General features: G+C 75.2%; 10 protein-coding genes. 6 read left to right on the plus strand and 4 right to left on the minus strand.

Annotation, left to right across the window (positions count from 1 at the left end):
* Window positions 1-116: 116 nt before the first annotated feature.
* Entirely contained in the window at window positions 117-1,226 is a 1,110-nt protein-coding gene (locus AB0873_RS03885) for a beta-eliminating lyase-related protein (RefSeq protein ID WP_366598274.1), read from the minus strand.
* On the minus strand, window positions 1,223-2,416 hold the full coding sequence (locus AB0873_RS03890) for a pyridoxal phosphate-dependent aminotransferase (protein WP_366598275.1): 1,194 nt from the start codon (window positions 2,414-2,416) through the stop codon (window positions 1,223-1,225). Before AB0873_RS03890 ends, AB0873_RS03885 begins: the two co-directional genes overlap by 4 nt.
* Before the next feature lie 162 nt (window positions 2,417-2,578).
* On the opposite strand from AB0873_RS03890, the gene glmS reads away from it, so the two are divergent.
* Window positions 2,579-4,492: a glutamine--fructose-6-phosphate transaminase (isomerizing) gene (gene glmS / locus AB0873_RS03895; protein WP_155330278.1), complete on the plus strand. Its 1,914-nt coding sequence runs from the start codon at window positions 2,579-2,581 to the stop codon at window positions 4,490-4,492.
* 61 nt (window positions 4,493-4,553) lie between these two features.
* Here glmS and AB0873_RS03900 read toward each other — a convergent pair whose 3' ends face one another.
* Together AB0873_RS03900 and AB0873_RS03905 are read right to left on the minus strand one after the other, a co-directional pair.
* Window positions 4,554-6,155 (minus strand): alpha/beta hydrolase, encoded by a 1,602-nt coding sequence (locus tag AB0873_RS03900; RefSeq protein WP_366598276.1) that lies wholly within the window; start codon window positions 6,153-6,155, stop codon window positions 4,554-4,556.
* Window positions 6,152-6,448 carry a hypothetical protein gene (locus AB0873_RS03905; protein WP_366598277.1) on the minus strand — a complete coding sequence of 99 codons (297 nt, stop codon included), beginning with the start codon at window positions 6,446-6,448 and terminating at the stop codon, window positions 6,152-6,154. The genes AB0873_RS03900 and AB0873_RS03905 overlap by 4 nt, the downstream gene beginning before the upstream one ends.
* Window positions 6,449-6,622: 174 nt before the next feature.
* On the opposite strand from AB0873_RS03905, the gene AB0873_RS03910 reads away from it, so the two are divergent.
* From AB0873_RS03910 to tsaE, 5 genes are all read left to right on the plus strand, one after another.
* Window positions 6,623-6,991 carry a holo-ACP synthase gene (locus AB0873_RS03910; RefSeq protein ID WP_155330281.1) on the plus strand — a complete coding sequence of 123 codons (369 nt, stop codon included), beginning with the start codon at window positions 6,623-6,625 and terminating at the stop codon, window positions 6,989-6,991.
* 42 nt (window positions 6,992-7,033) lie between these two features.
* Window positions 7,034-8,503, plus strand: a complete 1,470-nt coding sequence (locus AB0873_RS03915) for an NAD(P)H-hydrate dehydratase (RefSeq protein WP_366598278.1) — start codon at window positions 7,034-7,036, stop codon at window positions 8,501-8,503.
* Between the two features lie 84 nt (window positions 8,504-8,587).
* Complete coding sequence (gene alr, locus AB0873_RS03920; protein WP_155330283.1) at window positions 8,588-9,706, plus strand: alanine racemase; 1,119 nt, start codon at window positions 8,588-8,590, stop codon at window positions 9,704-9,706.
* Window positions 9,703-10,797: an alpha/beta hydrolase gene (locus tag AB0873_RS03925; RefSeq protein WP_366598279.1), complete on the plus strand. Its 1,095-nt coding sequence runs from the start codon at window positions 9,703-9,705 to the stop codon at window positions 10,795-10,797. Before alr ends, AB0873_RS03925 begins: the two co-directional genes overlap by 4 nt.
* A 52-nt stretch (window positions 10,798-10,849) precedes the next feature.
* Window positions 10,850-11,326 (plus strand): tRNA (adenosine(37)-N6)-threonylcarbamoyltransferase complex ATPase subunit type 1 TsaE, encoded by a 477-nt coding sequence (gene tsaE / locus AB0873_RS03930; RefSeq protein WP_366598280.1) that lies wholly within the window; start codon window positions 10,850-10,852, stop codon window positions 11,324-11,326.
* Window positions 11,327-11,487: the final 161 nt, after the last annotated feature.

An 11,487-nucleotide genomic window follows, 5' to 3' on the forward strand; every position in this document is an offset into this window, starting at 1 on the left:
TGTCGGCGAGTCCGGGCTGATTCATCCACGACATCAGGTCCAAAGGGCCGCGGAGTGCATGTACCCGGCGGAGCAGGGCCGCGGTGTGCACCCGCCCGGCGGAACAGGGGCCGCGGTCAGTTGGTCGGCACGCGGTGCAGGAAGCGGGCGGCCAGGTCGCTGATCTGGTCGGCGTCCAGCTCCAGGGCGGGGTCGGCCACCGTCACCTCGGCCAGCGCCAGCCCGGGGACGTCGGTGTCCCGCCACTGGCCCACGAACCAGGCCTTCTCCTCCTCCGCGAGCGTGAGGGCGGCGTCGTTGAGCGCGTCGGCGGGGTAGGGCAGCCAGAACCGGAACTGGTGGGTGTGCGGTGGCGCGGGGAAGACCCGGGCCCCGGGAATCGTGGCGAGCGTCTCGGCGACCAGCCGGGCGTGGGCCACGTAGCCGGGCAGGCGGGGAAGTTCGTGGTCGAGCCCGTGCAGCGCGGCCAGTGCCGCCGGCCACTGCTGGAAGACCGTCCCGCCATAGCGGTGCCGCCAGGCGCGGGCGTACCCGGTCAGCTCCGGATCGCCGGCCAGCACCGCCCCGGAGACACCGCCGAGGGACTTGTAGAGCGAGACGTACACGCTGTCGACCAGGGCGGTGACCGCCGGGGCGGGCCGCCCGAGGTGCACGGTCGACTCCCACAGCCGGGCGCCGTCGACGTGCACCCGGGCGCCCCGGGCGCGGCCCGCGTCGACCACCGCCACCAGCTCGTTCCAGGTGGGAAGCAGGAACCCGGCGTCCCGCAGCGGGAGTTCGAGGAGCAGCGTGCCGAACGGCTCGCCGAGGTCGGTGACCTCCTCGGCGGTCGGGAACCGGGCGCCGTCCGGGGTGCGGGCGGCACGCAGGCCGGTGAGCACCGCGTACGCGTCCCGTTCGTGGACCAGGGGGTGGCTGAGCGGGTGCAGGGCGACCGCGTCCCGGCCGGTCACCTCGGCGCCGTGGCGGAGGGCGACCTGCTGCGCCATGGTGCCGGTGGGGAAGAGGACGGCGGTCTCGGCACCGAGCAGGTCGGCGATCCGGTGCTCGACGTGCTCGACCACGCCGCCCTCGCCGTACACGTCGGGGAGGGTGTCCTCGGGCAGCGCGGCCCGCATCGCGTCCAGCCGCTCGCCGACGGTCGCCGGACGCGCTCCGGACAGGACCACGTCGCAGCCCCGCAGCGCGGCCAACCGCCGGAGCCGTTCGGCCTGCTGGCCGCTCACCGTGCCGTCCCGAGCCGGCGGAGCCGGGTGACCGCCTCGGTCAGCACCTCCGGACGTTTGCAGAAGGCGAACCGGATCAGCCGCCGGCCGGCCTCCGGGTCGTCGTAGAAGACCTGGGTCGGTACGGCCACCACACCGCAACGCTCCGGCAGTGACCGGCAGAACTCCACCCCGTCCCGGCCGCCGAGCGGGGTGACGTCGGCGGTGACGAAGTACGTGCCCTCCGGCGCGAGCACCTCGAACCCGGCATCGGTGAGGCCGGCGACCAACTGGTCGCGGCGGGCCTGCATCCCGTCCCGGAACGCGGTGAAGTAGTCGTCGCCGAGGCCCAGCGCCACCGTGACCGCGGGTTGCAGCGGCGCGGCGTTGACGAAGGTCAGGAACTGCTTGACCCGCAGTGCCGCCGACACGAGCGCGGCCGGGCCGCTCGCCCAGCCGACCTTCCAGCCGGTGCAGGAGAACGTCTTGCCGGCCGAGGAGATCCGCAGGGTGCGGTCGCGCATCCCCGGCAGCGTGGCGAGGGGTACGTGCGCCGAGGCGGCGTCGGTGAAGACCAGGTGTTCGTACACCTCGTCGGTGACCGCGTACGCGTCGTGCTCGCGGCACAGTTCGGCGACCAGGGCAAGTTCGTCGGCGGTGAAGACCTTGCCGGTCGGGTTGTGCGGCGAGTTCAGCAAAACCAGCCGGGTGCGGGGCCCGAACGCGGCACGCAGCGCGTCGGGATCGAAGGCGTACCGGCCGTCGGCGCCGGGACGCAGCGTGACCGGCCGCCGGACCGCCCCGGCCAGGGCGATCGAGGCGGCGTACGAGTCGTAGTACGGCTCGAAGCAGACCACCTCGTCACCCGGCTCGCAGAGGCCGAGGATTGCCGCCGCGATCGCCTCGGTGGCGCCCGCGGTCACCACGATCTCGCCGTCCGGGTCGTACTCCAGCCCCCAGAAGCGGCGCTGGTGGGCCGCGACGGCGGCGCGCAGCGCGGGGGTCCCCGGACCCGGCGGGTACTGGTTCTGGCCGGTCCGCAGCGCCTCGGCCGCGGCGGCCAGCATCTCCGGCGGCCCGTCGGTGTCCGGAAAGCCCTGGCCGAGGTTGACCGCCCCGGTGCGGACGGCGAGAGCGGACATCTCGGCGAAGATCGTCGTCCCGAACGGGCGCATCCGGGCCACCAGGGGATCGACGTGGGCGGTCGTCACGCCCGCCAGCCTACGGACTCGCCGTGCCGGTTCAACCCGTCGTGGCCGTTGATGGCGTTTCGTGACTCTCCGTAGCGTCCTGCCCCCTTCGCTCAAAGTTGCTGATCGTTTACTGGACTTCCGAGCACGCGCGCTGAGCGAAACTGGGTTAGGCTGCCACCCATGTGTGGAATCGTGGGTTACGCCGGCGCGCGCCCGGCACTCGGCATCGTGCTCGACGGGCTGCGGCGGCTGGAGTACCGCGGCTACGACTCGGCCGGCGTCGCCATCGTCTGCGACGACGAGCTGCTGACCGAGAAGAAGGCCGGCAAGCTGGCCAACCTGGAGAAGGTGCTGTCCGAGCGGGCCGCCGAGGACCCGGCGTCCTGCGCCGCGAGCCCGATCGGCATCGGCGACGGCACCACCGGCATCGGCCACACCCGCTGGGCCACCCACGGCGGCCCCACCGACCGCAACGCCCACCCCCACCTGGCCCCCGACGGACGGGTCGCCGTCATCCACAACGGCATCATCGAGAACTTCGCGAAGCTGCGCGCCGAGCTGGAGGCCGACGGCGTCCAGTTCACCAGCGACACCGACACCGAGTGTGCCGCGCACCTGCTCGCCGCCGCGCTCGCCGACCTGCGCGCCGCCGGCCACCCGGACGGGCCGCAGCTGCTCGCCGCCGGCATGCGCGTGGTCTGCCAGCGCCTGGAGGGCGCGTTCACCCTGCTCGCCGTCGACGCCGGCATCCCCGGCGCGGTGGTCGGTGCCCGGCGCAACTCGCCCCTGGTCGTCGGCCGGGGCGACGGCGAGAACTACCTCGCCAGTGACGTCGCCGCCTTCATCGAGCACACCCGGGACGCGATCGAGCTGGGTCAGGACCAGATCGTCCTGATCACCGGCGACACCATCGAGATCACCGACTTCGCCGGCCAGCCCGCCACCGGCAAGGACTTTCACATCGACTGGGACTCGTCGGCCGCCGAGAAGGGCGGCTACGACTGGTTCATGCTCAAGGAGATCGAGGAGCAGCCGCAGGCCATCGCGGACACGCTGCTCGGCCGGCTCACCGAGGCCGGCGAGATCATGCTCGACGAGGTCCGCCTCAGCGACCAGGACCTGCGCGACGTCGACAAGATCTTCATCGTGGCCTGCGGCACCTCCTACCACGCCGGCCTGGTCGCCAAGTACGCCATCGAGCACTGGACCCGCATCCCCTGCGAGGTGGAGCTGGCCAGCGAGTTCCGCTACCGCGACCCGGTCCTGGACCGGTCCACCCTGATCGTGGTCATCTCGCAGTCCGGCGAGACCATGGACACGCTGATGGCGTTGCGGCACGCCAAGGAGCAGAAGGCCCGCGTGCTGGCCATCTGCAACACCAACGGCTCCACCATCCCGCGCGAGTCCGACGCGGTGCTGTACACGCACGGCGGCCCGGAGATCGCGGTCGCGTCCACCAAGGCGTTCCTCACCCAGGTCGTCGCGTGTTACCTGATCGGGCTGCACCTGGCCCAGGTGCGCGGGATCAAGTTCGCCGACGAGGTCGGCGCCGTGGTGGCCCAGCTCCAGGAGATGCCCGGCAAGCTGCGCGAGCTGCTGGACCGGATCGAGCCGGTCCGCGAGCTGGGCCGGGAGCTGAAGTCCGAGCCGACCGTGCTGTTCATCGGCCGGCACGTGGGCTACCCGGTGGCGCTGGAGGGCGCGCTGAAGCTCAAGGAGCTGGCGTACATGCACGCCGAGGGCTTCGCCGCCGGTGAGCTGAAGCACGGCCCGATCTCGCTGATCGACAAGGGCACGCCGGTGATCTGCATCGTGCCGTCGCCCGTCGGCCGGGGCATGCTGCACGACAAGGTCGTCTCCAACATCCAGGAGGTGCGGGCGCGCGGCGCCCGGACCATCGTGATCGCGGAGGAGGGGGACGAGGCCGTGGTCCGGTACGCCGACCACCTCATCTACGTCCCGCGTACGCCGACGCTGCTCGCGCCGCTGGTCACGACCGTGCCGTTGCAGGTGCTCGCGGCGGAGATCGCCGCCGCCCGGGGCCACGACGTCGACCAGCCCCGCAACCTGGCGAAGTCCGTCACGGTCGAGTGAGTCGACGACGGGCCCGCCCGACCGCTTCCGTCGGTCCGGCGGGCCCGTCGCAGGTCCGGGGCTACGGCCGGCCGAGGACCACCCGCGCCATGCCGTCGAGCGCCGGGTTGCCGGGTTCCCAGTAGCCGGTGTGGCCGTACCGGCCGCTGGGGAAGGTACGCCCGCCGAAGCTCGGGTCGGACGGGTCGCGCCCGAACCACAGGGCCCGCTCCGGCCCGTCGAGCAGCGCGACCGCCGCGCCGATCGGCGACGTGCCCAGCAGCGGCCGCCGGAGCAGCTCGTCCGCGGGGCGCGCCAACCGGATCACGTCGTCCGCGGCGGTGCTCGCCCAGACCTGACCCGGCGGCAGGCCCAGGTCGCGGGCGTGGTCCACCCCGACGCCGGGCGAGCCGACGAAGACCACGGCGTCGGCGGCGAGGCCGTGGTCCCTCGCCGTGCTGCCCACGACCAGTGACCCGTAGCTGTGCCCGAGCACGGTCAGCCGGGCGTCCTCGCCGTTGTGGGTGGCGCGCAGCCCCTCCTGGAACCGGTGCAGCGCCGGCCCGGCGTCGCCCGCCCGCCCCGCCCACGCGGCCTCGTGGAGGAAGTCCGGGGCGTCGTAGTCGAGCCAGAGCACCGCCGCGGTCTCCTCGCCCGGGGCGAGTGCCGTGCAGCGGGACAGGACCCGGCCCGCCCGGTCCAGCTCACCGGTCACGTCGTCCAGGCCGGCCGTCATGCCCGGCACGTACGTGAGCACCTGGTCGCTGCGGTCGGGGTTGCCGAGCGACACGACGGCCCGTCCCTCCTCCTGGGTGGCCAGCGTCAGCAGGTACGCCCGCGGGCCCTCCGGCGCCGCGAGGCGGCCGGCCAACGCGTCCAGCCCGGCGAGTGCCGCGTCCACCCGGCGCAGCCCGGCCAGCCGGAGCGGCCCGGGCGGCGCCCGGTCGAGCAGCCGTCGCCGCTCGGCGAGCAGGTCCTCGCGGTGCTGCCCGAGCAGGAGCCGGTTGGCCTGGTCCCGGGCGGCCACCGGAACCCCGTCGAGGCGGCCGACCCGCTGCGGCTCGTACGCCACCAGCCACCGGCGCTGCGCCGGGCTCAGCCCCGCCCACCAGGCCCGCACCGCCGCCGGCGTGGAATCGGCCCCGGGCCGGCCGGGCGGGGGTGGGCCGACCCAGCCGGATGCCGCCGCGCCGGCCAGCTCGGCAAGGCGACCGGCGGCGTCGCGGTCGGCGGCCCGCGCCGCGTCGACTGCGGCGCCGATCCCGGCGGCCACCTCCGCGACCGCCCGGCCGGTGCCGGCCGTCGCCGGGCGCGACGGGTCGGCGCTGACCTGGCCGCGCCGGTCCACCCGTACGCCCGAGCGGTCGGCCAGCGTGACCGCCGTGCCGAGCCGCGCCTTGGCGGTGGCGAGCCGGCCGGCGAACTCGGCCAGCACCTGGTCGGCCTCGACCAGACCGGGCCGGCCGGCGAGCAGCTCGCCGCCCAGCCCGCCGAGACGGGCGGCCGCGGCGCCGGCCGCCTGACCCGACCAGGCGTCCCGCAGCGCGGCGGCTCTCCCGGTCAGCTCCCCCGCGCGGCGCTCGACCAGCGCGGAGGCGGCGCACCAGGCCGCTCCGGCCGCCCGCCACGCCCCCGGGTCGGCCGCCCACAGCTCCCGGTACCCCGGCCCGGCCGGAACCGTCATCGGGGCGCCCCGGCCAGCCGGGCCGCCGCCCGGTCGTCCACCGCGTCGTACGCCTCGGCCGCCGAGCGGACCGCCTCCGCGGTGGCCGCCACCCGCGCGCCCAGCTCCCCGAACCAGGCGTGCACGGCCGCCTCGCACCCGGCCAGCGCCGTCCCGGCGGCCCACTCCGGCGCCGGCACCACCAGCCCGGCCGCGCCGCCCACCCCGTGCGCCAGCCGGTACGCGTCGTCGGCGAGCCCGGACGCGCTCCGGCGCAGCGCGTCCGGCCGGACACTGAACATCTCCTCGCTCATCGTCGCCCCCGTGACGTCGTCGACATGGACGGGCGGAACGTTAGGGTTCGCCGGCCCCGCCGCGCGTGCCCTGTGGACGACCGGTCGCCGCCGTACCGCCGGCTTGTCCACAGGCGTTGCCCCAGGCGGCGTCGACGGCTAATGTGCGGCGGCCCGCGCCGGTAGGGTGGGCCCGTGATCGTCGCTGTCGGCATCGACGTGGTCCTCGTGGAGCGGTTCGCCCGGGCCCTCACGCGGACGCCGCTGCTCGCCGACCGGCTCTTCACCGAGGCCGAGCGGTACACCGGCTCCGGCAACCCGCGCTCGCCCGAGTCGCTGGCCGCCCGGTTCGCCGCCAAGGAGGCGGTGGCCAAGGCACTCGGCGCGCCGGCCGGGTTGAGCTGGCACGACTGCGAGATCGTGCCGGATCCGGACGGCCGGCCCTGGTTGACCGTCTCCGGCACCGTCGCGGCGGCGGCCGCCGAGCGGGGGGTCAACCGGTGGCACATCTCGCTGTCGCACGACGGTGGCATCGCCTCGGCGATGGTGGTCGCGGAACGCTGATCGGTGGCGTGCCGGGCACGCCTCGTACGGGACGGGAGTCGGATGAGACCGGTGTGGCGGGTGGCGGACGTACGCGCCGCGGAGGCGGGTCTGATGGCCACGCTTGCGCCGGGAACGCTGATGCAGCGCGCCGCCGCCGGACTGGCCCGCCGGTGCGCGTTGCTCCTCGCCGACCGGGGCGGGGTGTACGCCGCCGGCGTACTGCTGCTGGTCGGTTCGGGGGACAACGGCGGTGACACGCTCCTCGCCGGCGCGCACCTGGCGCGCCGCGGGGCGGCCGTGTCGGCCCTGCTGCTGACCCCCGGCCGGGCGCACGCCGACGGCCTGGCGGCGTTCCGCGCCGCGGGCGGTCGGTTGGTCGAGCGCCCACCCGCCCGGGTCGACCTGGTGCTCGACGGCATCGTCGGGATCGGCGGCAGCGGCGGCCTCCGGCAGACGGCGGACCAGCTCGCGGCGAGCCTGGTGCGGCACTGCGGGCGGGATGGCGCGCCGGCGACGGTGGTCGCGGTGGACGTGCCCAGCGGGGTTGCGGTGGACACGGGCCACGTGCCGCTCACCGCCTCCGGCCGGCCGAGCGCCGTACGCGCCGACGTGACGGTGACCTTCGGCGCGTTGAAGCCGGCCCTGGTGGTGGGCCCCGCCGCGGCACTGGCCGGTCAGGTCGAGCTGGTCGACATCGGGTTGGAGCCGTGGCTGCGCGGCACCCCGGCACTCCGGGTCACCGAGTGGTCGGATGTGGTCGACTGGTGGCCGCGGCTCGGTGCGGCCACGGAGAAGTACAGCCGGGGCGTGGTCGGCGTGGCCACCGGCTCCGCCACCTACCCGGGTGCGGCGGTGCTCTCGGTCGCCGGAGCGTCGGCCGGCCCGACCGGCATGGTCCGGTACGCGGGCGGGGCCCGCGACGAGGTGCTGCACCACCACCCGTCGGTGATCGCCACCGGACGGGTCGCCGACGCCGGCCGGGTGCAGGCGTGGGTCTGCGGCTCGGGGCTCGGCACCGGCGAGGACGCCGTCGCCGAGCTGCGCGCCGTGCTGGCGGCACCGGTTCCCGCCGTGCTCGACGCGGACGCCCTGACCCTGCTCGTGGACGGTTCGCTCGCCGAGCAGCTGCGGCGGCGGGACGCGCCGATCGTGGTCACCCCGCACGACCGGGAGTTCACCCGGCTCTGCGGGGAGACGCCGGGCGCCGACCGGGTGGCGGCCACGCTGCGGCTGGCCGCCTGGATGAACGCGGTGGTGCTGCTCAAGGGCGACCGCACGGTGATCGGCACGCCGGACGGCCGGGCGTACGTGAACCCGACCGGCACGCCGGCGCTGGCCACCGGGGGCACGGGGGACGTGCTGGCCGGGCTGCTCGGCTCGTTGCTCGCCGCCGGGCTGGCGCCGGAGCGGGCCGCCGCCGCGGCCGCGTACCTGCACGGGCTGGCCGGCCGTGAGGCGGCCCGGGGCGGCCCGGTGACGGCGTCCGACGTGGCGGCCGCCCTGCGCCCGGTGCTGGCCCGCCTGCCCTGAGCGGGTGCGGTGCCGGCCATGCGCGACATCCGGATCGACGTGGGCGGGTCAGGCCGCGGTGATCAGCTCAGTAGGCTTGGGGGCATGTGGCAGGCCGAGGTACGCGTCGATCTTGACGCGATCCGCGAGAACGTGAGCCGGCTCCGGTCCGGCACCACCGCCGAGCTGATGGCGGTGGTCAAGGGCGACGGGTACGGCCACGGCATGGTGCCGGCCGCCCGCGCGGCGCTGGACGCCGGGGCCGACTGGCTCGGCGTCTGCACCCTCGACGAGGCCCTCACCCTGCGCCGGGCGGGGATCACCGCGCCGGTCCTGGCGTGGCTGCTCGCTCCGGGGCTGCCGCTGCACGAGGGGGTGACGGCCGGCGTCGACCTCGGTGCGGCCAGCCTGCCCCAGCTCGACGAGATGATCGAGGCGAGCCGGGTCGCCGGTCGGCCGGCCCGTCTCCACCTCAAGATCGACACCGGCCTGTCCCGGGGTGGCGCGACCGTCGCCGACTGGCCGACCCTGCTGGACGCCGCCGCGAAGGCTCAGGCCGACGGCCTGGTCGAGGTCGTCGGCGTGTGGAGCCACTTCGTGTACGCGGACTCGCCCGGCCACCCGACGACCGACCGCCAGCTCGCCGTCTTCCACGAGGGGCTGGGCATGGTGGAGAAGGCCGGGCTGCGCCCGCGCTACCGGCACCTGGCCAACTCGGCGGCCACGCTGACCCGGCCCGACACCCACTTCGACCTGGTCCGCCCCGGGCTGGCCGTCTACGGGCTCTCCCCGGTGACCGGCGAGGGCTTCGGGCTGCGCCCCGCGATGACCGCCCGCGCCCGGATCATGCTTACCAAACGGGTCCCGGCGGGCGCGGGCGTCTCGTACGGCCACACCTACACGACCGAGCGGGAGAGCACCCTGGCGGTGGTGCCGCTCGGGTACGCCGACGGGGTGCCCCGGCACGCCTCCAACAGCGGCCCGGTCCAGCTCGGCGGCGTCCGGCGGACCATCTCCGGCCGGGTCTGCATGGACCAGTTCGTGCTCGACTGCGGCGACGACCCGGTCGCGGCCGGGGACGTGGCCACGCTGTTCGGCAGCGGCGCCGACGGTGCACCCACCGCCGACGACTGGGCGGAGGCGGTCGGCACGATCAACTACGAGATCGTCACCCGCTTCGGCAGCAGCCGGGTGCCCCGCGTCTACGACGGCGAGCGCCCGTGACGTCGTCCCGCCCCCGGATCCCGCTGCCCCGGTCCGGTCCCGCCCGGGCCGCCGTCGGCGCGCTGGCCGCCGTCGGGGTCGCCGCCGCCGGCCTGGCCGCGGGCGTCGCGACCGAGCGCGCCCTCGTCCGCCGGTTCAAGGCCGACCCCGCCGACCCGTACGCCGGGGAAATCTTCGGCGAGCAGCGGTACGACGAGGCGCTGTGCGTGGAGATGCCGGACGGCACCGACATCCACGTCGAGGTGGTCGAGCCGACCCGGCCGGTGCCCGGCAACCCGACCGTGGTGCTGGTGCACGGGTTCTGCCTCGACATGGGCACCTTCCACTTCCAGCGCAAGCTGCTCGCCGAGCGGGGCGAGCACCGCGTGGTCGCGTACGACCAGCCCGGCCACGGCCGGTCGGGGCGACTGGAGACCGGCGAGTACGACCTGGCCGCGCTGGGCCGGACGCTACGCGCGGTGATCGACCGCACCGCCCCGGAGGGCCCGCTGGTGCTGGTCGGCCACTCGATGGGCGGCATGACGATCATGGCGTTCGCCGAGCTCTTCCCGGAGCTGTTCGGCGACCGGGTGGTCGGCACCGTGCTGATGGCGACCTCGGGCGGCCTGCTGGCGGAGACCAAGCTGGTCGCCCCGGCCCTGCTCGGCCGCGTGGGCGCGCCGGTGCTCTACATGATGAGCAACGCCACCCGCTACGGCGGCACGGTCATCGACCGGGCACGGAAGTCCACCACCAACGTCGCCTGGCTGCTCACCCGCAAGTACGGCTTCGGGACCCGCCGGCCGAGCGCGGCGCTGGTGTCGTACGTGGAGGAGATGAACTCCCGGACGTCCGCCGACACGGTCACCCGCTACCTGCGGACGCTCGCCACCCACTCGCGCTTTCCGGCGCTCGCCGCGCTCAGCGGCACGCCGGTGCTGGTGATCGTCGGGGACAAGGACATGATCACCCCGGTCACCCACTCGGAGGAGATCGTCCGGCGACTGCCGCACGCCGAGTTCGTCAAGATCCCCGACAGCGGGCACGTGGTGATGCTGGAGCACGCCGACGAGGTCAACTCCGCGCTGACCCGCTTCCTGGCGGGGCCGTGAGCGCGCGGGGTGCGGCGCGGCGGAACCGCGCGGTCGCGGACCGGGAGGCACCGTGAGGGTAACGCTGCCGACGGTGCAGGACACGCACGCGTTCGGCCGCCGGCTGGCCGGCCTGCTCCGCGCGGGTGACCTGCTGCTGCTGACCGGTCCGCTCGGCGCCGGCAAGACGGCGCTCACCCAGGGCATCGGCGCCGGGCTCGGCGTCCGGGGGGACGTCACCTCGCCGACCTTCGTGATCGCCCGGGTGCACCGCCCCGACCCGGTCCTGGGCGGGCGGGTGGCGCTCGTGCACGCGGACGCGTACCGCGTGGGGGACGCGGCCGACCCGCGCGCCGAGATCGACGACCTGGACCTGGACGCCTCGGTGGACGAGTCGGTGACCGTGGTCGAGTGGGGGGAGGGCCTGGTCGAGCAGCTCGTCGACGCCCACCTGCGGGTCCGGATCGACCGCCGGGACGACGACACCCGGGTGGTGGACCTGGAGCCGGTCGGCGGCGACTGGGCGTCCCGGCTGGCCGTACTGGCCTGAGCGGCCGCCGGGCACGGTGTCCCGACGGCCGCTGAAGCCCGCGGCGGAGGCTGTCGCACCGGCGGCCTAGACGAGTGATTCCGAATGGATCAGTGGTCGTACGCGGTCAGGGAGCGTTTGACGTCGGCGTTTATGCGCCAGTTGTGCCAGATCGCGGCGGT

Origin of the sequence: Micromonospora sp. NPDC047707 (assembly GCF_040704235.1) — a bacterium.
Classification (GTDB): Bacteria; Actinomycetota; Actinomycetes; order Mycobacteriales; family Micromonosporaceae; genus Micromonospora.